Origin of the sequence: Kocuria sp., from assembly GCF_030538595.1 — a bacterium.
Taxonomy (GTDB): Bacteria; Actinomycetota; Actinomycetes; order Actinomycetales; family Micrococcaceae; genus Kocuria.
In genome coordinates, this window is sequence record NZ_JAUNTS010000019.1 from 16,729 (window position 1) to 40,542 (window position 23,814).

Below are 23,814 nucleotides of genomic sequence, written 5' to 3' on the forward strand. Positions count from 1 at the left end.
CTGAGACCTCCCCAGGGTATCGGCAATCGGCCACCTGGCGGGCCCGGGCTCGGTAGGGTGGACAGTAATGCAAGCCGACGGCGGGGCACACCGGGTCCGCGTTGGGCTGAAGACTCACAACCGGCAGGAGAACCGCGTGCAGCTGACCAAGTTCACCCACTCATGTGTTCGGGTGGTCTCCCAGGACACGGTGATCGTGATGGACCCCGGAAACTTCTCCGAGGTGGAGACAGCCATGGACGGGGCGGAGCACGTGCTGATCACCCACACTCACCCCGATCACCTGGACCCGCAGAGAGTTCCGGAGCAACTGCGTTCCCAGCCGGACACCCACGTGTGGGCCCCGGCCAGCGTGGCCCAAGACCTGCGCGAAACCCTGGGGGAGGCCGCCTATGACTCTGAGGGCAAGGAGCGCATTCACGACGTCGAACCCGACTCCCAGCTCGATCTGAACGGTGTGCGGGTCCAGACGTTCGGGGGTCAGCACGCACTGATCCACCCGCTGGTCCGCACCGTGGACAATGTGGGCTATCTCCTGGAGGGCAAACTGTTTCACCCCGGTGACTCCTTTGTGGTGCCCCACGGGATTTCACCGACCACGGTGCTGGTCCCGCTGCACGCACCGTGGTCCAAGATGTCAGAGGTGATCGACTTCCTGATTGCCGTGGGGGCGCCCACGGCCTACCAGATCCACGATGCCTTGCTCTCCCAGAACGGACTGGGCATTGTGGAAAAGCAGGTCAAGAACTTTGCCGGAAAATATGGCACGGAGTACATCCACCTGGAGCCGGGCACCACTGTTGAGGTCTGAGAAGTTCAGATTGAGGCTTGAGAAGTTCAGGATCAGGCTTGAGAAGTTCGTAAAGGAGCACCCATGAGCACCATTTTCACCAAGATCATTGACGGCCAGATCCCGGGCCGGTTTCTGTGGAAGGACGAACACTGCGTGGTGTTCCTCTCCATTGCACCCCTGTCCCAAGGTCACGCCTTGGTGGTGCCCAGAGTTGAGGTGGACCACTGGCTGGATCTGGATTCGGAGTTGGCGGCCCATCTGATGAAGGTCTCCCAGACCATTGGGAAGGCACAGGCTGCGGTGTTCCAGCCCAAAAGGGTGGGACAAATGATCCAGGGCTTTGAAGTCCCGCACTGCCATATCCACGTGTGGCCCACCAACTCCATCGAGGAGTTCGACTTTGCCAATGTGGACCAGAACCCGGACGACGCCGTCATGGAGGATTCCGCCCAGCGCATTCGTCAGGCCTTGATCGCCGATGGCAATGAGCGGCACGTGCCGCAGGCGTGAGCCGCAACTTGGGCATGGCAAGTGCGTTTTGCCTCGGAAGAAAACGCATTCGCCATGCCCAAGTCTCTAGGATCAGCCGGGAGTCACTTCTGGGTGGCTTCGCGTAGCGCTTTGCGGATGCGTTTGGAGGAGACCGTGCGGGAGGTTCCAAGCTCCTGTGCAAAGAAAGAGACCCGCAGTTCTTGGATGTCCCATTCGATCTGGCGCAGTGTCTCTGGTACGGGCAGGCCGTGCGGGACCGCGGCCACCGCCGCGTCCAGCTCATCTTCAAGGGCCTGGACTTCCAGCATGTGGGTGGAATCGCGCTGGATGGCTGCGGTACCCACCAGCTTGTCCACGCGTACCTGCATGGCTTTCACATACCGTGGGAGGTGCTGCAAGTTGACCCATCCGGTACGGGTCACAAAGTCCGGGCTGACCAGTCGCTCCAGTTGGTCGCGTAGATCGGCAAAGGCGTTCACCGCAGCCATGGACCCAGGTTTCTTGATGAGTTTGCGGACGGTGTTGGCATCAGCCAGTACTTGGGCCACCAGTGAAGTGACCACAAATACGGTGTCAATGAGATCTGCACGCACCTGATCAAAAACTTGATCGTATTCCGGGCGAGTCCACGGTGGCTGCTGCGGCACCAGCTTGTCCACGGCGGCCAGGGTGCAGTCCTGGATCAAGACGTCCACGGAACCGTGCGGATTCTGGGTGAAGACGATCTTTTCCCGGTTGGCCAGGTGGTCAGAGATGTAACGGTGCGTGGATGGCAACCGGCCGCGCAACAGGGCCATGGTGCCCCGTCGCTGTGCGGCTTGTTGGTCCTGAGCATTTGTGAACACCCGGACATCCGCAGTGGGTGTTGCCCCCGCGGGATCGGCCGCGGCATCGAGTGCGGGCCAGCCGATGATGCGTTGACCGGACACCGTGGTGTCCACCTGACGTGGCAGATCCGGTGCCGGCCAGTCCGTCAGACCGCTGCGTTCCAGCACCGGGTCGGTGTGACTCGTGGTGTTTCCGGTGGGCTTGGGGCCGGCCCTGCGTCCATCGGGTGTGGCACCGCCTGCAGGGCGCTCGCCGGTGCGGCTCTTGTGCGCCACGGCAGCGGGGGAGTTTGGGCCACCCGCAACCTTCGCCAAGGCTTGGCCCGTGGTGCCCAAGGACTGGGCCAGGGCGCGGCGGACGTCGTCGCGCAGTTGAATTTGCAGCAGTGCCAGGTCATCACCTTCTCCCAGAATTTTGTTCTGAGCGTCGCGGACCTGGAAGTGCATGCGCAAATGTTCGGGCACCTTGCTCCAGTCCCATGACCCGGGTTCGATGATCACGGAACGCACCTGCCGCAGTGCGCGCTCCAGCGCCGTCTCCACGCTGTCCCGGGAAGGGTCGGCCTGATCGTCAAGAATCGCCACCGCCTGGCGCGCAACGTCAGGGGCCGGCACCACGTTCTTGCGCTGGGCTTTGGGCAGGGATTTGATCAGAGCCGTGACCAACTCGGTGCGTAGACCGGGGATCTGCCAGGTGAAGGGCTCGGGGTTCAACTGGTTGAGGAACAGCACCGGTACCCGAACCGTCACACCATCGGCCGGATGAGCGGAGCGCTGTGCGGCCTGACGACTGTGTGCCGTGCCGCCCGGTGCGGTACCGGGGGCAAAGGTGTACTCCAGATCCAGACTGAGCTCACCGCCGTCGGTGGGTTGCCTCCATTGGCGGGGGAAAGCGGCGTCGTCCCAGTCCTGGGTGTCTGAATCCAGGAGGTGGTCAGGGTCAAAATCCAGCAGGCGTTCATTGCGCTGCCGGGCCTTCTTCCACCACGAGTCGAAGTGGCGTTGGGAGACCACCTCTGCCGGAATGCGGGCGTCAAAAAACTCGAACAGAGCTTGGTCATCGGCGCGCAAGTCCTTGCGCCGCAGCCGATTTTCCAGCTCTTCAATCTCGGCCACTTTGGCCCTGTTGCGTGCCACAAAGCGGTGCCGGGTCTGCCAATCCCCTTCCACCAGGGCGTGGCGGATGAACAGCTCACGGGCCACCACCGGGTCCACCCGCCAATAGCCCACCGGGCGGTCCACCACCAGCGGAACGCCGTAGAGCGTCACACGCTCCTTGGCCATGACTGCACCCCGGGACCGGGACCAGTGCGGTTCGGCGTAACTGCGTTTGAGCAGATCACCGGCCACTTCTTCCACCCAGGCCGGGTCAATGGCGGCGTTGGTGCGCGCCCACAGCCGGGAGGTCTCCACCAATTCGGCAGCCACCACGTAATCCGGGCGCTTCTTGAACAGATCCGAGCCCGGGAAAATGGCGAACCGGGTTCCCCGGGCGCCCTGGTAGTCACGGGTCTTTTCCTGGCGCACGCCAATGTTGCTCAACAACCCGGTCAGCAGCGACTTGTGCACCGCCTCCGAGGAAGACGCAGGGTCGATCTGGCGGGAGGAACCCACCTTGATGTCCACCGACTGCCCCATTTGACGCAATTGGGTGTAAAGGTCCTGCCACTCACGGATCCGCAGGTAGTTCAGGTACTCCCGCTTGCACATACGGCGGAACGCCGAACCGGAGAGCTCCTTTTGCTGTTCCTGCAGGTACTGCCACAGCAGCAGGTATCCCAGGAAGTCGGAGGTCTGCTCCTTGAAGCGGGCGTGGAACTCATCTGCAACCTGACGTTTCTCCAAGGGGCGCTCGCGGGGGTCCTGCACGGTCAGAGCTGCGGCCAAGACCATGACTTCCCGCGCGCAGCCACGCCGCTGACCTTCAACGATCATCCGTCCCAGCCTGGGGTCCACGGGCAGCGCAGCCAGTGATCGACCGATGGAGGTCAACGGCGACGACGACGCCCCTCCCCGCCCTCGCTTCCGGGAACCTCGGTGAGGCTGAGCATGGGTGGTGGATTGCGAGGTGGACCCGGAGGTGAGCGCCCCCAGTTCGCGCAGCAGGGCAACACCGTCCTTGACCGCGCGCGACTCCGGGGGCTGAACGAACGGGAACTGCATGACCTCTTCCGGGCTGTGCACCACCCCGGAAGCGGTCATCTGCAAAATCACGGAGGCCAGGTTGGTACGCAGGATCTCCGGATCGGTGAACTCCGGGCGGGCCTGGAAATCATCCTGGGAGTACAGCCGAATGCAGATGCCATCCGAGACTCGCCCGCATCGCCCCGAACGCTGATTGGCGGAAGCCTGGGAAATGCGCTCTATGGGCAACCGCTGGACTTTGGTGCGCGTGGAGTACCGGGAGATGCGGGCGGTTCCGGTGTCAATCACGTACTTGATGCCCGGCACGGTCAGAGAGGTTTCTGCCACATTGGTGGCCAGCACCATCCGGCGTTGACCGGCGCGGGACGGGGAAAACACCCTATGCTGTTCGGCCATGCTGAGGCGTCCGAACAGGGGAAGAATCTGGGTGCCCGCCAGCTTGGGGCGTTTGGCGATCAGGGCCTCCAGAGCCTCCTGCGCATCTCTGATCTCCCGTTCCCCGGCAAAGAACACCAGGATGTCGCCGGGGGATTCCTTGCTGAGCTCGTCCACGGCGTCCAGGACACCGTCGATGGGGTCCCGATCTTCCTCCTGGGAGTTTTCACGGGACGGCCGGTGGTGAGCGGGGGAGTCGTCGTCGTAATCCTGGTCGTCGGCAAAGGTCACGGATTCCGCGGTCAGTGGCCGGTAACGGATCTCCACGGGGTAGGTGCGCCCGGAGACCTCGATGATCGGCGCGGGCTCGGGGGTGTCCTGCGGATCGGCTCCGGCCGGCAACCCCTGGTTGAAGTGGGCCGCAAAGCGTTCCGGGTCAATGGTGGCCGAGGTGATGATGACTTTGAGATCCGGGCGCTGCGGCAGGATGTTCTTGAGGTACCCCAGCAGAAAATCAATGTTCAGGGAGCGCTCGTGAGCCTCGTCCACGATGATCGTGGAGTACTTCTTGAGCAGACGGTCGTGCTGGATTTCGGCCAGCAGAATGCCGTCGGTCATCAGTTTGATCTTGGAATCCGCACCAACCTCTGAGGTGAATCGGACCTGGTAGCCGACCGTCTGCCCGATCTTTTCTCCCAGTTCCTCTGCAATGCGCTCCGCCACGGAGCGGGCCGCAATGCGGCGCGGTTGGGTGTGCCCGATCATTCCGTGCTCGGCCAGACCCATCTCCAAGCACATTTTGGGAATCTGAGTGGTCTTGCCGGAGCCCGTTTCACCGGCGATCACCACCACCTGGTGATCCCGAATGGCAGCCTGAATGTCCTCCCGCCGGGCGGAGACGGGGAGCTGGGAGGGGTAGACAATGGTGGGGGTGGGGCTGGCGGTGTTGTGCGCGCTGGTCATGACCGGCCCAGTCTACGAAACCGCCGTGCTGTGTAATCCGTGCGGACGCAGGTTCAGCGCTGGGCGTGCTGGCAGGCCAGCCCTCCAGGCGTGCTGCTTCCGGCTGTGGTGCGACCCGTAGAATCGTGCCTCCAACCCCATGGCCCAGATTGGATTGTTGCCCCTCATGCCCGCCACGTCATCGCACCAACCAGACTCCTGTTCCGTGAGCCACGGTCCGGAACCGCAATCGGTGGACGATGAGCGCGAGCGCAGGCGCGCGCGCCGTCACCGTGCTGCTGGGGCCATGTTCGCGGTGGGAATAGTGCTGTTGTTCGTGGCCTCGTGGGCCTTTCCAGAGGGTCTGATTCACGTGGCCCGAGCATCTGCCGGTGAATACGCCATTCCCATGAGCACGCGCGGTTGGGTCACGGCCATCTTTGGCCCCATCGCCCTGGTGGCCAGTGGTGTTCTGCTGTTCGGTGGCTTTTGGATCCGCCAGCGCAACAAGGAAGCGGTCTCCCACGAGGACCGGGCGCTGGATGAAGCCTGGGGGGATGAAACCTTCACCGATTACAACCCCCAGGACTATCGCTGAGAGCTGTGGCGCGTTGTTTGACGGTGCCGGTTGAGGGGGCGCTCAGTAGGCGCCGTTGCTGGAGACCACAGCCCGCAAGGTCTTGGCCAAGATCAGCAGATCCTGAGTCATGGACCAGTTCTCCACGTAGTAGAGATCAAGGCGCACGGACTCGTCCCAGGAGAGATCCGAGCGGCCGGAAACCTGCCACAGTCCGGTGATTCCAGGTTGCACCATGAACCGGCGGTGTACGTGCTGTTCGTAGGTTGCCACCTCCGATTCCAGGGGTGGCCTGGGGCCCATCAAGCTCATCTCACCCTTGATCACATTGACCAGCTGAGGTAGCTCGTCAATGCTGGCCCGCCGGATGATCGCGCCCACGCGGGTCACCCGGGGATCTTTACGCATCTTGAACAAGACCGGGTTCCCGCGCTCATCGGCAGCCAGTGCGGCCTTGCGATCCTCGGCATCCACCACCATGGAACGGAACTTCAGCATGGAAAACTGCTTTCCGTCCTTTCCGATGCGCTGCTGGTGGAAGAACACCGGTCCGTGGCTGTCCAATTTGATGGCCACCGTTGTGAGGACCAGGAGTGGGAGGAGCACCAGTAACCCGGTAGCACTCATCATCAGGTCGAAAGCGCGCTTGGCCACGGCCTGCGAACCTTCAAACTTGGGTGTGCTCACGTGGATCAGGGGCAAACCGGCCACCGGCTGAGTGTGGATGCGCGGCCCTGCGACGTCGGTCAGTGAAGGCGCCATGATCATGGACACGCGGCGTTCCTGAAGTTCCCAGCCCAACAACCGCGTTGCATGAGGGGACAGGCGGGCGTCATGAGAGATTGCCACGGCATCCACCTGGTGTAGCTCCACAGCGTCCAGGATGGAGTCCAGGTCATGGGCGTGTTCGATCATCGGCAGGCTGGCCGTCTGAGGTCCACGTGCGGCGGCAGGAATGGTGGCCGCCACCGGGAGGTAGCCCGCATGAGGTGCGGATTTGAGGACCCCGCTCAGGTGTACGGCGGACTCCTGGTCTCCCACAATCAGAATGCGGCGGAGAAATGAACCTTTGGCCCGGCGTCGGGAAATGATCTGGCGAACCACCCTGCGGCCACACAGGAGGAACACCAATCCCAGCGGAAGGGCAAGACCAACGTATCCGCGGGCCGTCTCCACCGCACCCACGTAAGAGCCAATGGCAAGCAGTCCAAAGACCCACAGAGTTCCCCAGGCCAGCTTGCGGTACTCCTCGACGCCCACACCAAAGGAGCGAATGTCCCGGGAGCCGTTGAAATGCAAGGTCAGCCACCACAGCCCCAACAGTCCCGCTGACAAGAGCGTGTAATTGAGAGCGCCTGCACCTTCCACGGCCGCATGGCTGTCACCGAACCGTACGATTTGCGCCGCTGTCAAAGCGATGATGATGGCCACAGCATCCACCAGGCCCAGAAGCCGCGGGATTCCCTGCTCCCAGGTGACACCCAGCAAGCGCTGACCAGTCGCTGCGGGAATCAGGTGCGATGATCGCGTCCGTTCGGCAAGGCTCATGATGGCGTGCGGGATCCGTTCAGGGTGGGGGGAGCCTTTGACTGTGGAGGTCAAAGTGCATGATTAATCTACATTCTGAAATATGCAATGGGATGTGAATTTGCATACATGTGGGCCCAAGGGTGATGTGACGTCTGTCAGGTGCATTCGTCACGTGCTGGAATGGATCTCTGATGGTGAAATTGTGGGCTGTTGTGGGGACTGAGTGCCTGGTATCCCTTGACTGTGCTCTGCACCGAACCAACTGGAAGGACCGAGAGGTGAGTGGCTGTGAGTGGTGAGGCTGAGGCGCGTACGCCGCGAGGACAGCGGCGGACCCTCGGTCGGAGCCGTGGATGGGTCAACCCCTGGGCGGGGGGCGTGTTGGCGGTCTGCTTGGCGGCGGGAGCCCTGTTGTTCCTGTGGCCGGCGGGAGCCCGTCTGCACAGGCTCAATCTGGACATCTGGCTGACCTTGCGTACATGGGGGTTGCCTGATGTGGTGGGTCCGGATCAGTTGGAGTTCCTGTTCAACGTTCTGGTCTTCGGGGGTCTTGTGGTTCTGCTCGCCTGGACGTTCCCAGTGGTTCGTTGGCGGTGGTGGTTGGTGATCGCGGTGGCAGCCTCCTTGATGATTGAAACCGTTCAAGGATTTGTGCTGCCTGACCGCAACATGGATTGGATTGACGTGATGGCAAACAGCACCGGAGCAGTTCTGGGGATCTTGGTCCTTGCGATTTGCCGCTTTGTGGGTACCCGCACCCGGCGGCGCATGAGTGAAGGGAAAGCGCGAGCATGATGTGGACAGGGATCTGGATAATGGCCACGGCTACCGTGGCTGTAGTGCTGGTGATCAGTGGATTGCTCAAGGTGCGGCAGCCGCAGGCAGTGGATCGTGCATTCGCAGACTTGCAGGTTCCATCCGTTCTGCAGGCCACCTGGCTTCGGCGCAGCTTTCCGTGGTTGGAAACTCTGCTGGGCGTGGCAATCCTGGTCCTCAGTGGCCCACTGTTGGTGTTTGCTGCCGTGATGACGGTGGCAGTGTTCAGTGCCTACATGGTGCTCATTGCCCGGGCAGCAGCATCGGAGCAGACCGTGGAGTGCAATTGCTTTGGGGCCGCAGGGCGAGCTGCAGTCACCGGATGGACGGTGCTGCGCAACATCGGCCTACTGGCTGTAGCAGTCGTGGTTCTGGCCGGGACGTTGACGCAGTTTGCCTCTTGGTCGGCCGCAGTGGGCTCGAATCCGGCACTGTTGATCGGGTGCGCTCCGGCCATTGGCATCATGGCGCTGATCTGGAAAGACCAGACCACAACTTCCTCGGGTCTGGCCACCGGGCCGGCGCAAACTCCGGTGCCTGTCTCCGCGTCCAGGCAGGCAACAAACTCCCAGTCGGCCGAAGCGGCCGAAATCGGCGAGGACGAATACATCAGGGAACCCATTCCCCGCTACGTCCTACGTCAGGGCAGCGGCGAGCACGTCCCGGTGGTGACCCTGCGTCAGCTGGTGGCCCGCGGACCGGTGTTGTTGGTCCGGCTCAATCCGGGGTGCGGATCCTGTGAAGTGATGATGTCCCAGTGGCAGGACTACCAGAACCGACTGGGCACAACAGTTCACATGCTGCCGGTGTTATCGGCCGGGACCACGCCTGGGCAGACACTGGGCGAGCTTGACCCGCAGCATTACCTCTACGATCACCAGCTGGGACTGGATGCTCTGTTCGAGGTCGGGGGGACGCCGTGGGCGGTTCTGCTGGGTGCGGATGGCTGGTTGGCAGGTGGTCCAGAACTTGGCGTGGATGGGATTGAGCAGATGATTGCGGAAATCCAGGAGGTTCTTCAAGGAACACCCGAACCTGTTGCAGAGGATCACGCCTGACCGGGAGGAGCCACCATGACTGTGAACATTCTGACGGTGTGCACGGGCAATATTTGCCGCTCGCCGTGGGCAGAGCGCTATCTCCAGTTGCACCTGGATGACCTGGCGCCCACAACGTTTCAGGTCACCAGTGCTGGAACGTTTGCCCTCACCGGAGAACCCATGGATCCCTTGAGCGAGGGGGAGCTGATCCGCGTTGGCGGCACCGCCCAAGACTTCACCGCCAGACAACTGACCGAAAATGTGCTGGCAGAGGCTCACCTGGTACTGGGAATGACCACAGAGCACAGGGACCAGGTGCTTTCCATGACGCCGCGCCTGTTGAAACGGGCATTCACGGTCCGGGAGTTCGCCCACCTCCTGGCACAGCTGCCCGCAGACACGGAGAGAACCATCCCGCGGGGTGCGCAGCCGGAGACCGTGACTCAGCGCTGGAAGACGGTTCCACGTTTGTTGAGCTCATTACGGGGCAGCGGGATGAACTCGGAGATGAATGTTGGGGACCCGTATCGGTTGGGTCCGGAGGCCTTTGCCTCCATGGTGGACCAACTCCGGCCGGCGTTGGATCAGCTGATCGACCACGAACGAAAGTGGCAGGCACCCCTCCAGGCCTGAAGGGCCCGAAACAGTGCCTGCCACAGATCGTCGGCGAATCAGTCCTCGCGGCCCCAGGGAGAGCTGCGCTGTGCGGAGTCTTGGACGTCACCGGGTTCTTCCCCGCGCGGTTCCGGACCATCCGGCGTGGCGTCAGTGGATGTCCGCGGCGGTACGGCAGGCGTCAGCGCTGCGGAGGGAGTCTGCCCGGAAGAGGGGCGATCGGCGGATTCCACGGTGGCCTCGGCATCCTGGGTGCGTCGCTTGCCACGCTTGGACTTTTTGCGACTGCGTGAATCCGTGGACGAGTAGTAATAACCATCCGAGTAGTAGCCGTACTCGTTGGCGCTCGATCCCCTCCGGGGCACGTGGTTCAGGACTGCACCCAGCACAGTGGCTTCGACCGTGCGCAGGCGACCCACGGCCTTGTTGAGGTCATCCAAGTTGGTGCGGTTGGCCTGGGCCACGATCACCACGCCATCGGCCGCCTTGGCCAACACGGATGGGTCGGTGACCGGCAGGGCCGGCGGGGAGTCCACAATCACCATGTAGTCCTGACCCATCCGTTCCAGGAGCTTACGCATGGTCTGAGAGCCCAACAGCTCGGAAGGATTGGGTGGGGTCCGTCCGGCACCCAGCACCTGAACATTGGATCCGGGGGCACCTTCCTGCAGGACATCATCCAACTCGGCTGAACCAGCCAGAACATCCGTGAGACCTGCACCGGAGGGAAGACCGAACAGCTCGGTCTGGACCGGGCGGCGCAGATCCGCATCCACCAGAATGGTGGGCCGACCCGTGGCACCAATGGCAACCGCCAAGTTGGCGGCCAAGGAGGACTTACCCTCTCCGGCCACGGATGAGGTGATCACCAAGACGCGAGCAGGGTCATCCACATTGGCGAAGGTGAGGTTGGTGCGCAACTGCCGGAAGGCTTCCGAAGTCGCCCAGCCCTCCCGATCTTTTCGGGCAGGTGTGGTGGGCAGCAGACTGCGCTTGTTGGACAAACGCTTGTCCAAGGGAATGGTGCCCAGGATGGGAAGGCCGGTGAAGTTCTGCACCGCGTCAGAAGAACGGATCTTACGGTCGAACAGGCTCCGTCCCAGAATGTAGATAGCAGCCAGGATCAGACCGACTCCGAGCCCAATGAGCAGGTTGGTGCGCAAATTGGGAGACACGGGAGAGGCGGGCGGAGCCGCAGAGGACACGGGAACCAGCTGAACCAGGTTGTTGCCGGGGGCAGCTTGAGTTTCCGAGTCAGTGGTGCCGTCCTCAGCAGGCGGAACATAATCTCCACCTTCGCTGGCAATGGATTCAATCCGGTCCACTTCCTGGGAAAGAGCCTCCGCGTAGGCATCGGCAACCTGCGCGGCACCTTCCGGGGTGTCAGATTCACCCGCCACACGGATCTGCGCAGTCCCCGGTGCCAGCGAATAACTGACGCCGTCAACGGGGGTGTCACCCAGGGACTCTGCGGCAATGGAGGCCACCTCAGGGGAGCCACCGATTTGCATGTAGGACTCAGCCTTGGAAATGGAGAGGCTGTCCGAGGTCATGTAATTGCCCAGGCTGGTGCCACCACCGGTGACCACCATCACTGTGTTGGTGGCCTGAAAAGTCTTGGGTGTCAAGAAGGTCACCAAGGCGGCCACTGCCAGGGACGCCACAATCAACGCCAGGGCCAGCTTCCAGTAGCGTCTGGCGGCTCTACCCACGGAACGGAGCCTGTGCGCCAAATTGGTGGGAGGGTCAAGGAGCTGTTCCGGAGCTCGGTCCTGTGCAGTCAAGGGCGGGACTTTCCGTTCGGGGGACGATGGAGCGGAGAAATTCGCGGTGCGCAATCTTACTTAACGGGTATCTGCGCTGGTGAGCACACTGAAACCGCCAATTACGGTAACGCAACGTTTGATGGGTGCGATGACTCAACGTTGTGGCCGAGTATGGACCACACTGAAGATCCCCGAATTCAATGCCTGATCCCCATACTGGAGGGACTGCATTGATTTTCAAGTATATTAACCTGCATTGGTTCGACTTGCGCTGTGTTGACCGCCACCTGTGGAGTGCTGCTTCTCCACATCACCTGGACAGCGCCCAAATCTTCCCGGGGGGACACGATGGAGGCTGCGGCAGAATTGCCGGAGGTGACAGTCGTCATTCCCTTTTACGGCGATCCGGCCCCTGTTGTGGCGCTGGTGGATGAACTTCGGACGTCAGCCCCGTCCTGTCTGCAACACATTGTGATCAGTGATGACTGCTCACCGGTGCCGTATGAAGTCACTTTTCATCAACCCCAGGATTCTTTACCTCTTGTGACGGTGGTGCGCAGGGAACGCAACGGAGGTTTTGGGTCGGCGGTGAACACCGGGCTCAGCAGGGTAACCACGCCACTGGCGCTGGTGCTCAACTCGGACCTGGTCATCACGGGGGAGCAGATCCGCCAGCTGTTGACTCATCTGCAGGGCTGGCACCCTGTGGTTGCCAGCCCTGCTGTGGCGCATCCGGACGGTACCGAACAATGGGTGGGTCGGGTATTTCCCACCGTGGGTCATCAGGTCATCGAGTGGCTTTCCCCGTTGGCGCGCTGGCGGCACCTGCCCGCCCTGCACCGAGCCGTTGGCCATGACCTCCGGAGCGCCGTTGCCCGGGACGTGTGGGCCGTGGACTGGGTGATGGGAGCAGCCATGGTGTTACCCATGGAGCAGGTCCGTGCCGTGGGTGGTTTTGATCAGTCCTTCTACATGAATTGTGAGGAGGTTGATCTGCAGCGGCGTCTGCGCCGACTGGGGGTGGCCTCCGTCGTCGTACCTCAGGTGCAGGTCACCCACATCGGTGGAGGGTCTTCAGAAAACTCCGTGCGCCGCCAGTGGCTGGTTGACGCACGGTTCCGTTATGCCCAGAAGTGGGGTTCACCTGGCGTCTTGAGACTTGCATTGCGCACAGCAACGGTCGTGAACTTTCTGGTCAACCAGGTGCGCAGCATTCGCAATGACGATGTTGACCCGCAAGCCATCCTGCGTAAAGAGTGGGTGCTGCTGCGATGACCACTGTGCGCCCCGGCGAAAACCTGCTGCTGATTTCGCCTGCTTTCCACGGCTACCACAACTCCATAGCCGCTGGTTTCAGTCAACTGGGGTACAACGTCCAGACCTATTGCTACGACTCTTTTTCCACGCCAGGAATGAAGCTGCGCAACAAGGCGCTGCTGGAACTGCCTGCCCAAATGGGTTTCTCCCGTCAGCAGGCGCGCACCGCATGGGACACCGAGCGTGCGATCAAGGCTCTGCGCGCGGCACGTCCCGATCGGGTGTTGTTGATCAAGGCCGACACCCTGGGGGAGGAGTTCTGGACTGAGCTCTTGGCATTGAACGTGCCGGTGATGCTGTGGCTCTACGACGATCTTTCACGGCACCACCACACCATGGACTTCTTACGTGGAATCGGTCCCGTGATCAGTTACGCCAAGCAGGAGACGCAATTGCTGGCTGATCACGGTGTGGACGCTCACTATCTTCCCAATGGTTATGATCCCGCCTTGGTCACACCGGTGAAGTCCGTTGGCCAAGAAGTGGTGTTCGTGGGTTCCAGGTATCCCAATCGTGTGGACCTGATGGAGTATCTGTACGCCAACGGGGTCCCGGTGAGGGCATACGGGCGGCAGTGGAGCCATCATCCGGTGGACAGGTTGCGGACTTGGGACTGGACCCGGCCGCAGGTTCCGTGGCACCGGGACATCTCTTTGCGCCAGGCTTATGCCGTTCAAGCACAGGCGGCGGCGGCCATCAATGTGCACGGATTGCAGGCTGGTTTGACCATGCGCACATTTGAGGTACCGGGCAACGGTGGCCTGCAGCTGGTGGACCGGGAAGACGTCGCCGAATTCTACGAACCAGGCGCAGAGGTTCTGACTTTCTCCTCCCGGGAGGAACTGGCTGAACTGTGTCAGCGACTCATTGCAGACCCCCGGTGGGGCGCACAGATCCGCTCCGCGGGCCAACGGCGGTCCCTGGCCGAACACACTTTTGCCCACCGGGCTCGCACGGCGCAGGGGTGGTGGTCGTGACAACCACCGGACCGGCTTTCGGCGCGCCGGAAGATCTCCAGGCATGGCGTGCATGGCAGGCCCGCCAGCAACCACTGCTGCGCCGGGCGCGTCATGCAATCGGCACCTCCGCTGCACCCGTGGTGCACCTGCATCACGACGGCGGCCCCGTCCACACCTTGGTGGCCTTGGAATCCTTGGGGCCCACCCAACGTGCGGCATTGCTGGAACCCATGCGGTTTGCTCCTGAGGAAACTGGTGTGGCGTATGTGGTGCCGCCCCACGTGTCCCAGGAGCTCGTTCTGGGATTGGTCTCCAGCCACCATTCCGATTCGGTGCTGCCCACATGGGCGCGCGTGGTGGATTGCCTTCCGGCTGATGCACCTCTGCCGGCGGTGTTGCGCTCCATGACGGAGGTGTTGGCCGTTGGCAACTATCTGCCATCGGGCCAGGTGGCACATCGGTGGGCGGACGCTGCCGGCGTGCGGTTCAACGTTGTGCAACATGGATTGCTGGCACATCAAGCACCTCCACTGCCACGTGGATCACACCTGTTGGCCTTCACCGATCAGGACGCTGCGTGGTGGACCCACGGCCGCACCGACGTCACCACAGAGGTGGTTGGCTCACAACTTCTGTGGAGTGCAGCTGCACAGTCAGCGGTACGGGATGCCGGCCAGAATGCGGACCGAAGGCCGGAGGGCCCCGGGGTGTTCTTGGGCCAGTTGCACGGGGCGGAGCTACCGCGCAAGGATTTTGCCGCAGCGGCCCTGCAGTACTGCCGAGAGACAGGGGCAATGTACCGCCCCCACCCGGCTGAAACGGACAAACTCTCCCGCGCCACGCATGAGCTGTGGCGGCGCAGGGGAGTGCGGATTGACACCTCCGGCCAGTCCTTGGCGGCTGCGATCGGGCCGGTGGCCTCCGTCTTTTCAACGGGAGTGTTGGAAGCAGCCTGTACGGGACGTGAAGCCTGGGTGGTGCATCCCGATCCGCCTGCATGGCTTCAGGAATTCTGGCTGCGCTACGGCATGAGCCGGTGGAGCCCCGGAACCCCTGTGGAACCAACTCCAGCGCTGGTGCAGCCCGAGACGGAGCCTGCACGGGCGGTGGCCCGCGCGATTTTTGGGTCCAGCAACGGATCGGCCCAGACCGATCAGAACCGGAAGGTTGGCTGATGAGCATTCTGTGTGTGATCCCGGTTCGTGGAGGGTCCAAGGGTGTGCCCGGGAAAAATATCCGCGATCTCGGGGGCTTGCCTTTGCTCGCCTGGAGCATCCGATCCGCCCTGGCGGCAAACTCAGATTTGGACGTGGTGGTGTCCACCGATTCGCCGGAGATCGCCAGCGTGGCACGTGAGCATGGAGCCCAGGTGCCATACCTTCGCCCGGCCCACCTGGCGCAGGATGAAACCCCCAGTGAACCTGTGATCGAACATGCCTTGCAGCACTACCGCAACGCGGTGGGTGAACCTGAGGGTGTGTTGTTTTTGCAGGCCACCAGTCCGTTGCGACTGCCCGGCACCGTGGACCGTGCCGTGGAACAGTTCCGGCGCACGCAGGTGGATTCCCTGGTGGGAGTTCTGCCGGTGACCCCGTTTTTCTGGCAGCTGCCGGATTCTTCGGCTGAGGGTCAGTCCGCAGACGGTGCGGAAATTGCGCACCGTCAACCCACGGCTGCCTACGACGTCGAGCATCGACTGCGCAGACAGGACATGACGCCTGCGGACCTGCGGTACCGGGAGAACGGCTCTCTGTATTTGACCCGCCCCGCGATCTACGACCAGCACCACAACCGAATCGGGGGCCGGGTGGGCTTGTTCCATCTGCATGATCTGGAAGGTGTGGACATTGACACCGAGTTGGACTTCCGTCTGGCCGAACAGATCGTGGCGGACCACGCAGTCACCCTGGACCACGTTCACCCCCACCCCGGAGGTCGCTTGTGATGATTATTGAACGCAATCTGACTCCGTACCTGGTCTTCACCCAGGACTCCATCCTGGTGGCCCTGCGGAAGATGACCGAGAACACGGAACGCGTGGTGTTCTGTGTGGACACCCACGGGCACCTGCACGGATCCATTTCTGATGGAGATTTTCGCCGGTGGATCGTGGCCAATCCCAATGCGGATCTGGACGTCTCCGCAGCGGTGGTGGCAAACCGCCAAGTGGTCAGTCTGCCGCTGGGATCGCGGGCAGAGGAGATCGCAGCAGCGCTCCCGGCAGGCGCGTCACACCTGCCACTGCTGGATGAACGCGGCCGGTTGGTGGCACTTGCCATCAACCGGGCAGCCGAACTGCGGATTGGCCAGCATGTGATCGGCGCAGGTCAGCCTGCCTTTGTGATCGCTGAAATCGGCAACAACCACAACGGTTCCGTGGAACTTGCCCGCGAGCTGGTGGACCTGGCGGCAGATGCCGGGGCCGATGCGGTCAAGTTCCAGCTGCGTGACATGGATGCCCTGTATCGGCAGAGGGGCACAGCAGGCGAGGACTTGGGGGTTCAGTACACGCTGGACCTGTTGGCCAAGGTCTCCCTGAGCGCGGATCAGCTGATCCCGGTCTTTGACCATGCCAGGGACCGCGGTGTAGCAGTGATGTGCACCCCCTGGGACGGCCCCAGCGTTCAAGTCCTGGCTGACTACGGGATTGACGGACTCAAAATTGCGTCCGCAGATCTCACCAACCATGAATTGCTGCGGGACGCAGGCTCCAGAGGTTTGCCCATGATCCTTTCCACCGGCATGAGCCGCGAGGAAGAGATCCGTGAGTCAGTCAGCCTGGTGCGATCACTCGGCGTGGCATTTGCGCTGCTGCACTGCCAGTCCACGTACCCAGCACCTTTCAAGGACATCAACCTGGCTTACCTGGACCGGCTGGCGTCCATCGGTGGGTGCCCGGCAGGCTACTCCGGGCACGAGCGTGGCATTCATGTGCCGGTGGCTGCTGTGGCTCGCGGCGCGGCGGTGGTTGAAAAACACTTCACCGTGGATCGGCAGATGGAAGGCAATGACCACAAGGTCTCCTTGTTGCCGCAAGAGTTCGCGCAGATGGTCGCTCAGATCCGGGATGTTGAACTGGCCCTGGGACACGCGGGTGAACGTCAGGTTTCAACCGGCGAGGCCATGAACCGCATCACCTTGGCCAAGTCCTTGGTGGCGGCCCACGAATTGTCCGTGGGGGATGTCATCACCGATCAGGACGTGGCGGTCAAGAGCCCCGGGCGTGGACTGCAACCCAATGCCAGGGCGCAGTTGGTGGGCCGCACCCTGCACCGTGACATGGCTGCCGGGGATTTCTTCTTTGAAGGTGACTTGCAGGAGAAGCTGCCGCAGGCAAGAGCATTCGACTTTGACCGCCCGTGGGGCTTGCCGGTGCGTTATCACGACATTGCCCCGCTGACCTCTGACACCCAACCCGATTTTCTGGAGTTCCACTTCTCCTACAAGGACTTGGAGATCCAACCTGACCAGGTCATGGGTGAACAGCTGACTGGGCGCAACATCAAAGCCTTCACCACGCACCTCCCTGACTTGTTCGCCGGTGACTTCCTGGTGGATCTGGCCTCAACGGATGAGGACCACTGGCGGCGATCCATTGCAGAAGTCCAGCGCACCATTGATGTGACGCGGGATCTGGTCAAATGGTTCCCCCATGCCCAGGAGGATCCACTCATGGTGGTCACCATGGGCGGTTTCACCACGGACCGTCACGTCAGCGCACCTGAACGCGGCCCAAAGTACGAGCGGATTGCCCAGTCTCTGCAACACTTGGACACCTCTGGAGTGCGCCTGGCAGCGCAGACGTTGCCACCGTTCCCGTGGCTCATGGGTGGTCAGCAGTTCCACAACCTGTTCATGGATCCCACGGACACAGCTGATTTTGTCCGGTCCACCGGCTTGGGGTTGTGCTTGGACGTGTCTCACTCCAAATTGGCAGCCACATTTCTGGGCATTCCGTTCTCCGAGTTGGTCCGCCAACTGGCGCCGCTGACAACGCACTTGCATCTGGTGGATGCCGTGGGCGTTGACGGTGAGGGTGTTCAGGTGGGGGATGGGGACGTTGACTGGCCCGTGTTGGCCGAACAGCTCAATGAACTGGCCCCAGGTGTGCCGTTCATCCCAGAAATTTGGCAGGGCCACATCAACAGCGGTGCCGGGTTCTGGACCGCACTGGAGCGACTGGAACAGTGGCTGTGAACATGACCGCCGATCCGCAACCACCTGGCCGCACTGCACACTCGGGTCCTGCGACGGCGCCGGGGCCCCCGGATCCGCTGGCCCTCTGGGTGGTCCCCGTGGGCGAGCTGGCAGGCGTGGGCCGTCATGTACTGGACGTGGCCACTGCTGGTTTACCAGGTCTGCGGTTGTTGGTGCTGTGTCCGGAAGGTCCGTTGGCACATGCCCTCCGTGACGTTGGGGTCGGCGTGATCGTGGCGCCATTCGGACCTGAGGCGGGGCTGCACCAATCCATCCGGCAGTTGCGATCTGTTGTCCACACCTTGCGTCCCGCTGTGGTCCACACCCATTTGGCTTATGCGGACCTGGTGGCTGCTGTGGCCTTTGCCGCCGACCGCCGGGTGAAATTGATCTCCACCGAACACGGGATCGCCCAGGACGATCTGGTGTATCACGGCAGTGCCTCACGATCCTGGGCCAGGGCCCGGTTGCATTCGCTGCGCCTACGCCGCTTTGATGCTCTCATTGCGGTTTCTGAATCAACCAGAGAAACCATGGAACACAAGTGGCGTCCGTCTCAGCCCATTCACGTGATCCGCAACGCGGTGAACGTGGACGGCCTCACGTCCGTGGCGCAGCATCGCCTGGCCACCCGCAATCCAGCCGGACCGCGCATTCTCTCCCTTGCACGACTGGCCCCGGAGAAGCGGATTGATGCCCTGCTGCACGCAGTTCCGTTCATCGTGCAGCAATGCCCGGCAGCTACGGTCACGATTGCGGGAACCGGCCCAGACTTGGCTGTGCTTCAACGCCTCACAACGCACCTGGCGATTCAGGACGTGGTGCACTTTGTGGGCTTTGTGGACTCCCGAGAAGCCTTGGCGGAGAACGATGTTGTGGTGCAGCTGTCCACCTGGGAAAACCTCAGCTACACGCTGCTGGACGCGCAAGTCTCCGGCATGGAAGCGGTGGCCACCAACGTGGGTGGGAACGCAGAGATCTTGCCCCCGGACTCGCTCATATCGGACCTCAGCCCGCAGGCGGTGGCAGCTGCGGTGCTGGGCGCCTGGGAGCGGGCGCAGGACGGCCATTCGGCGCGGGGTGGCCACACAAAGCAGGACAGGCGACCGTTCGACGACGGCGGCGTGGCGTACATGACCGAACAGATCAGCTCAGTCGCTCTGGCACTGCTGCCGTCATCCAACACATTTCAGGAGGCGGGCGCATGAGCACGACTGTGTCTCAAGCCGCGGCACCTCGTGGTGCAGCCACGCTGACGGGGCGTTTCATGCCGGTGGGAAAGCACGCGTGGCTGGAAGCGGCCCGATCCGAGAGGACGCGGTGGATCACCGCGTTGCTGGGTTTCTTCCTGGTCATGGATGGCGGTGACATGTCGTGGTGGCCGCTGCAGCAACCGCCGGCCCAGTTCGCCCTGGCAGGGTTGGCTTTGATTGTGCTCCTGACGCTCGGTGCTCCGGCCCGCGGTACATGGCTCCTGGTGGTGGCACTGGGCGCCATCATGAGCGTGGTGCTGATTTCCACGGCGTTGTCGGGAAACTTCATATGGACACGGTTGGGCACCATCAGCGCCTGGATTCTGCTGATGTACGGCGTGGCCCGGGGGGCTCTGTCCATGGGATCGCTGGCACGCGGTATGGGCCTGGGCCTGTTTGTCAGTGTGATCTACGGCGTGGTGACGCTGGAATCGTCGTCGTACACGGGCCGTCTGACCGGTCTTCTGGGGGATCCGAACACCGCAGGGTTGGCGCTGGTGACCCTGGGCCTGATCGCCATGCTGTTCCTGCGCAGACGGTGGATTCGCTGGGTTCTGGCACTCACAGTGGTGGCCGGTGTGATCCTGACGGCTTCAAGAACTTCCATGCTGGCGCTGGGCATTGCCGCTGTGGTGATTCTCATCGGACATCGTCTGCACCCGTTGGTGGTCACTGCTCTGGTGTGGATCAGCGTTTGGTGGCTGTCCGAAACCACACAAACCGGGGCCAGCGCCGGCAGTGCATGGTATGAACGTGGATTCTTCCTGGACCGTGAAGGCAGTGACATCCTTCGGTCACAACTGGCGTCCTTGGAGGAACACAAACGCATCACGGGCGGTCTTTTCGGACATGGTCCGGGTGAGGCCCATGTGATGCTGGATGACACCGTTCAGATGTTCTCCCACAACAGCTATTCGGCATTCCAACTGGAGTTCGGACAGTTGGGCATGGCCGCGCTGATGCTGTTGGGCTTGGTCCTGTTCTGGCGCTACACCCGGCGTAGCGTATACCGGGATCCGACCATGAGCTGGGCCGCAGCTGCAGTGGCCGCAGCGGTCGTGTGTTCCGCCAGTTTGGGAGAGTCGCTGCTCACGCCGTCGGGGGCAGTGGCTGCGGGAACCTTGATCTTGGTTTCACGTCACGCACGCATCCGTCCGGACCGGCCCACCCAACCTGGTGAGGGTCAGTGGGTGAGAGTGTGAAGGTCTACCTCTTGGCCAATCATGCCGTGATGGGCGGGGGCGAAGTCATGTTGCTCAACACAGCTGAAGCGTTGCGCGATTTGGGCCACGACCCCCACGTGGTGTGCCCAAGTGAACCATATGAACTGGCGCAGGCGGCGCGTGTTGCTGGATTTGCTGTCACAGTGATTCCTGGCGGGGATGGTTGGGCTTACCTGGTGCGGCTGCGCCTGTGGGCGCTCCGGCACCGCCACGAGCTCATGTGGTGCCACGGCTTGCGCCCCAGCCTGGCACTGGCCGGGCGCACGCATCGGTTTGTGCATCTGCACCAAATCCCCACCGGAGTTCAGCGCCGTATGGCCTCGGTGGCTCGGTGGCGTGCCTCACGGGTGTTACTCCCCTCAGAGTGTGCTGCGGCCCGAGTTCCAGGTGCTCAATCTTTTCGGAACTGGACGACCTCACCTGCCCTGAGAGCAGCGGCGAAAGGGCCGAATTCAGAAACTAGCGCACGCATGACTCCACCTTTCACTTTCGGGTACCTGGGCCGCATCAGCGCCGATAAAGGAGTTGGAGTTCTGGTGGAGGCCTTTGCTGCGCTCCGTGGCGGTGTGGAGGACCGGCAGAACGTTCGCCTCATGGTGGCTGGGGAACCCAGGTTCACGAACGTTGATGAAGGCGCAGAGCTTCTTGCGTCACTGAAGTCAGAGCCAGGTCTCTCCGTAGTGGGTTGGGTGGAGGCAGGCCCTTTCCTGGAGTCCGTGGATGCAGTGGTGGTTCCATCTGTGGCTCCGGAGAGTTTCGGCCTGGTAGCAGCCGAGGCCATGGCTGCCGGAGTGCTGGTGATTGCCTCTGATGCGGGTGCGCTGCCGGAGGTTGTGGGTTCCGTTCACCCACTGTTGACTGCTGCTGGCGATGCCGGAGTGCTTGCCCACACCATGCAGAAGACCATGGAGCTCTCTGACCAGGAGCGCACGAGGATTTCCGGCGAACAGTTGAAGAGGTGGCTCGCCCTGTGGTCCCCGCAGGCTGGGCGGCAGCGGGTAGCCGAGATCTTGGGCGTGCCGTTGGCAACACACGACTCCAATGGATACGAGATGCGGCTATGACCTCTACACAATCCGGAGAGCTAGAGGCACAGTCTCAAAACCTGCCGAGGGTGGCCATCACGGTTCCATCGCGCGGGGGTGCCGATCATCTCCCCCGACTCCTGCAGGCTCTGGCCCATCAGCAAAATGCGCCTGCATTCCAGGTCCATGTTGTCCTGGACGGGGACATTGACAATTCCGAATCAGTGCTTGGCCAACAGGCCCAGAAGTGGCCGGAGCTTGATCTGAGCTGGACCGTGTTCCCGGAGAATCGGGGGAGGGTAGCTGCGCTCAATCACGCCGCCCAAGCAACCACCGGAACCATTCTTGTTCGCTGTGACGATGACCTGGAACCAGGTCCCGACTATGTGCGAGCCCATGCACAGGCCCACGCCCACGGTGAGCCACGGGGCGTCGTCGGGCTCTATCTCAACCGGTACCCGGACACCCACTACGCACGTGCTTACGGACGCACAGCAGACGTCAAATTCCGTAGCGAAGCCTATGACTCCACTGCTGCCACGCGATGGCGGTACTGGGCCGGCAATGTTTCCGTACCCCGCCAGGTGTTCGACCAGCTGGGTGGTTATGAATCCGCTTACCGGCGCTACGGCTGGGAAGACGTCGATTTTGGCTACCGACTGCACGCTGCAGGTTTCCCCGTAGTGGTATTGCCGGAACTTGAGACCCCGCATTATGTAGCAGCCACCACCACCCAGGTACGCACGGCCCGTGCATTGCACTCGGGTGCTGCACGGGACACTTTCACCCGCATCCACGGCGAGCAGGCACACCCCCTGCGCCTGCCCCGTGGCCTGTGGGGCAGGGCAGTGCGCGTGGGTGCTGCCGTCCTCAACGTCCGCACCTTGGACGCAGTCAGCCGATGCGTTGACCGTGCCCTGCCGATCCTGCCTCCGTGGATTGGTACCAAAAGTGTGGCGTTCCTTGTGGAGTCGGCCGGGCTGGCCGGGTCCTTGCATCCGGAGAGAGCACGTGAGACCTTCTGAGAACCCCCCACAAGCGGATATCGTCATCGCGCACGACTACCTGACACAGAGAGGCGGTGCCGAGCGGGTGGTGCTTGCCCTGCACCGCATGTACCCGGAGGCACCTATCTACACCACGCTGTACGACCCCCAGGGGACGTTTCCGGAGTTCAACGATGCCACGATCATCACGTCACCGCTGAACAAAATCGGATTGTTCCGCAAGAATCACCGGTTGGCATTGCCCCTGTTGCCGTTGGCCGCATGGATGGTGAAGGTCCCGACGGACACGGCGATCGTTTCCAGTTCCGGGTGGGCGCATGGTTTCAGGTTCACCGGCAAGACCGTGGTCTACTGTCACACTCCCGCTCGATGGATCTACCTGCTGGAGGAATACCTGGGCAGCCACTGGTGGCGGGAGCCCCAAGGGGTGTTGGCCACAGCCATGCGTCCCTTCCTGCGAGCATGGGACTACCGCGCCATGGCGCGCAGGGAGATTTACCTGGGTAATTCCACGGTGGTCACGGAGCGCATTCGTCGCATCTACGGACGCGACGACGTCGGCCTGGTGCATCCGCCGCACGATGTTGACACTCTGGGCGCCATCCAACCGATCCCAGGTATTGAAGAGTGGGCAGACGGGCAGGGGTATTACCTGGTGGTCTCCAGATTGCTGCCTTACAAGAATGTTGATGCCGTGATCAAAGCAGCGGAAATGACTGGTCAACGGCTGTTGGTGGTGGGGCGTGGGCCGCATGAAACTCACCTGAAGGCTGTGGCTGGACCGAACGTGAAATTTGCCCAGGATCTGTCAGAACCACAGCTGCGCTGGGCCTATGCACACGCAACTTCCCTGGTTGCCGTCAGTTATGAGGATTTTGGTATCACTCCTTTGGAAGCCTCCGCATGGGGTAAACC

General features: G+C 62.2%; 19 protein-coding genes and 1 pseudogene. 17 read left to right on the top strand and 3 right to left on the bottom strand.

The window, feature by feature from the left end; genetic code table 11:
• The first annotated feature begins 136 nt into the window (after window positions 1-136).
• Window positions 137-811 carry an MBL fold metallo-hydrolase gene (locus tag Q4G32_RS13240; protein ID WP_303352117.1) on the top strand — a complete coding sequence of 225 codons (675 nt, stop codon included), beginning with the start codon at window positions 137-139 and terminating at the stop codon, window positions 809-811.
• 63 nt (window positions 812-874) lie between these two features.
• Entirely contained in the window at window positions 875-1,303 is a 429-nt protein-coding gene (locus tag Q4G32_RS13245; RefSeq protein WP_303352118.1) for an HIT family protein, read from the top strand.
• 83 nt (window positions 1,304-1,386) lie between these two features.
• Here the strand turns inward: Q4G32_RS13245 and hrpA are convergent, their stop codons facing one another.
• A complete protein-coding gene (hrpA, locus tag Q4G32_RS13250) occupies window positions 1,387-5,595 on the bottom strand; it encodes an ATP-dependent RNA helicase HrpA (RefSeq protein WP_303352119.1) in 4,209 nt (1,402 codons plus the stop codon).
• Between the two features lie 205 nt (window positions 5,596-5,800).
• Between hrpA and Q4G32_RS13255 the strand changes: the two genes are divergently transcribed.
• Window positions 5,801-6,172, top strand: a complete 372-nt coding sequence (locus tag Q4G32_RS13255; RefSeq protein ID WP_303352120.1) for a hypothetical protein — start codon at window positions 5,801-5,803, stop codon at window positions 6,170-6,172.
• A gap of 42 nt (window positions 6,173-6,214) precedes the next feature.
• On the opposite strand, the gene Q4G32_RS13260 is transcribed toward Q4G32_RS13255, so the two are convergent.
• On the bottom strand, window positions 6,215-7,699 hold the full coding sequence (locus Q4G32_RS13260; RefSeq protein WP_303352122.1) for a sugar transferase: 1,485 nt from the start codon (window positions 7,697-7,699) through the stop codon (window positions 6,215-6,217).
• A gap of 270 nt (window positions 7,700-7,969) precedes the next feature.
• Here Q4G32_RS13260 and Q4G32_RS13265 point away from each other — a divergent pair, with 270 nt between their 5' ends.
• The 3 genes from Q4G32_RS13265 to Q4G32_RS13275 are packed head-to-tail and all read left to right on the top strand — an operon-like array spanning window position 7,970 to window position 10,170.
• Window positions 7,970-8,476, top strand: coding sequence for a VanZ family protein (locus Q4G32_RS13265; RefSeq protein WP_303352124.1), 507 nt, complete (start codon window positions 7,970-7,972; stop codon window positions 8,474-8,476).
• A 20-nt stretch (window positions 8,477-8,496) separates the two neighbouring features.
• Window positions 8,497-9,555 carry a MauE/DoxX family redox-associated membrane protein gene (locus tag Q4G32_RS13270; protein WP_303352126.1) on the top strand — a complete coding sequence of 353 codons (1,059 nt, stop codon included), beginning with the start codon at window positions 8,497-8,499 and terminating at the stop codon, window positions 9,553-9,555.
• Window positions 9,556-9,570: 15 nt separating this feature from the next.
• Entirely contained in the window at window positions 9,571-10,170 is a 600-nt protein-coding gene (locus tag Q4G32_RS13275) for an arsenate reductase/protein-tyrosine-phosphatase family protein (RefSeq protein ID WP_303352128.1), read from the top strand.
• Window positions 10,171-10,208: 38 nt separating this feature from the next.
• Here the strand turns inward: Q4G32_RS13275 and Q4G32_RS13280 are convergent, their stop codons facing one another.
• Complete coding sequence (locus Q4G32_RS13280) at window positions 10,209-11,936, bottom strand: polysaccharide biosynthesis tyrosine autokinase (protein ID WP_303352130.1); 1,728 nt, start codon at window positions 11,934-11,936, stop codon at window positions 10,209-10,211.
• Window positions 11,937-12,293: 357 nt separating this feature from the next.
• Between Q4G32_RS13280 and Q4G32_RS13285 the strand changes: the two genes are divergently transcribed.
• The 11 genes and pseudogenes from Q4G32_RS13285 to Q4G32_RS13330 all read left to right on the top strand — a co-directional run.
• Window positions 12,294-13,193: a glycosyltransferase family 2 protein gene (locus Q4G32_RS13285; RefSeq protein WP_303352132.1), complete on the top strand. Its 900-nt coding sequence runs from the start codon at window positions 12,294-12,296 to the stop codon at window positions 13,191-13,193.
• On the top strand, window positions 13,190-14,212 hold the full coding sequence (locus Q4G32_RS13290; RefSeq protein WP_303352134.1) for a CgeB family protein: 1,023 nt from the start codon (window positions 13,190-13,192) through the stop codon (window positions 14,210-14,212). The genes Q4G32_RS13285 and Q4G32_RS13290 overlap by 4 nt, the downstream gene beginning before the upstream one ends.
• Window positions 14,209-15,369: an RNA-binding protein gene (locus tag Q4G32_RS13295; protein WP_303352137.1), complete on the top strand. Its 1,161-nt coding sequence runs from the start codon at window positions 14,209-14,211 to the stop codon at window positions 15,367-15,369. Before Q4G32_RS13290 ends, Q4G32_RS13295 begins: the two co-directional genes overlap by 4 nt.
• Window positions 15,369-16,139 carry an acylneuraminate cytidylyltransferase family protein gene (locus tag Q4G32_RS13300; protein ID WP_303352139.1) on the top strand — a complete coding sequence of 257 codons (771 nt, stop codon included), beginning with the start codon at window positions 15,369-15,371 and terminating at the stop codon, window positions 16,137-16,139. Before Q4G32_RS13295 ends, Q4G32_RS13300 begins: the two co-directional genes overlap by 1 nt.
• Complete coding sequence (locus Q4G32_RS13305; protein WP_303352141.1) at window positions 16,139-18,391, top strand: N-acetylneuraminate synthase family protein; 2,253 nt, start codon at window positions 16,139-16,141, stop codon at window positions 18,389-18,391. Before Q4G32_RS13300 ends, Q4G32_RS13305 begins: the two co-directional genes overlap by 1 nt.
• A 98-nt stretch (window positions 18,392-18,489) precedes the next feature.
• Window positions 18,490-19,599 carry a glycosyltransferase family 4 protein gene (locus Q4G32_RS13310; protein ID WP_303352143.1) on the top strand — a complete coding sequence of 370 codons (1,110 nt, stop codon included), beginning with the start codon at window positions 18,490-18,492 and terminating at the stop codon, window positions 19,597-19,599.
• Window positions 19,596-20,846: a hypothetical protein gene (locus Q4G32_RS13315; protein WP_303352145.1), complete on the top strand. Its 1,251-nt coding sequence runs from the start codon at window positions 19,596-19,598 to the stop codon at window positions 20,844-20,846. Before Q4G32_RS13310 ends, Q4G32_RS13315 begins: the two co-directional genes overlap by 4 nt.
• Before the next feature lie 29 nt (window positions 20,847-20,875).
• Window positions 20,876-21,229, top strand: a pseudogene (locus Q4G32_RS14015) (glycosyltransferase family 4 protein); the annotation flags it as partial.
• A gap of 108 nt (window positions 21,230-21,337) precedes the next feature.
• Complete coding sequence (locus tag Q4G32_RS13320; RefSeq protein ID WP_303352147.1) at window positions 21,338-21,931, top strand: glycosyltransferase; 594 nt, start codon at window positions 21,338-21,340, stop codon at window positions 21,929-21,931.
• Window positions 21,928-22,917, top strand: coding sequence for a glycosyltransferase family 2 protein (locus Q4G32_RS13325; protein ID WP_303352149.1), 990 nt, complete (start codon window positions 21,928-21,930; stop codon window positions 22,915-22,917). Before Q4G32_RS13320 ends, Q4G32_RS13325 begins: the two co-directional genes overlap by 4 nt.
• Window positions 22,904-23,814 (top strand): glycosyltransferase (locus Q4G32_RS13330; RefSeq protein ID WP_303352151.1); only part of this gene is annotated, 911 nt, incomplete at its 3' end. The genes Q4G32_RS13325 and Q4G32_RS13330, both read left to right, overlap by 14 nt.

Bases quoted from the DNA above. Each gene is read 5' to 3' on its own strand.
- Q4G32_RS13245 (WP_303352118.1), top strand. From the start codon at position 875: ATGAGCACCATTTTCACCAAGATCATTGACGGCCAGATCCCGGGCCGG.
- hrpA (WP_303352119.1), bottom strand. From the start codon at position 5,595: ATGACCAGCGCGCACAACACCGCCAGCCCCACCCCCACCATTGTCTAC.
- Q4G32_RS13260 (WP_303352122.1), bottom strand. From the start codon at position 7,699: ATGAGCCTTGCCGAACGGACGCGATCATCGCACCTGATTCCCGCAGCG.
- Q4G32_RS13270 (WP_303352126.1), top strand. From the start codon at position 8,497: ATGGCCACGGCTACCGTGGCTGTAGTGCTGGTGATCAGTGGATTGCTC.
- Q4G32_RS13275 (WP_303352128.1), top strand. From the start codon at position 9,571: ATGACTGTGAACATTCTGACGGTGTGCACGGGCAATATTTGCCGCTCG.
- Q4G32_RS13290 (WP_303352134.1), top strand. From the start codon at position 13,190: ATGACCACTGTGCGCCCCGGCGAAAACCTGCTGCTGATTTCGCCTGCT.
- Q4G32_RS13300 (WP_303352139.1), top strand. From the start codon at position 15,369: ATGAGCATTCTGTGTGTGATCCCGGTTCGTGGAGGGTCCAAGGGTGTG.
- Q4G32_RS13305 (WP_303352141.1), top strand. From the start codon at position 16,139: ATGATTATTGAACGCAATCTGACTCCGTACCTGGTCTTCACCCAGGAC.
- Q4G32_RS13315 (WP_303352145.1), top strand. From the start codon at position 19,596: ATGAGCACGACTGTGTCTCAAGCCGCGGCACCTCGTGGTGCAGCCACG.
- Q4G32_RS13320 (WP_303352147.1), top strand. From the start codon at position 21,338: ATGACTCCACCTTTCACTTTCGGGTACCTGGGCCGCATCAGCGCCGAT.
- Q4G32_RS13325 (WP_303352149.1), top strand. From the start codon at position 21,928: ATGACCTCTACACAATCCGGAGAGCTAGAGGCACAGTCTCAAAACCTG.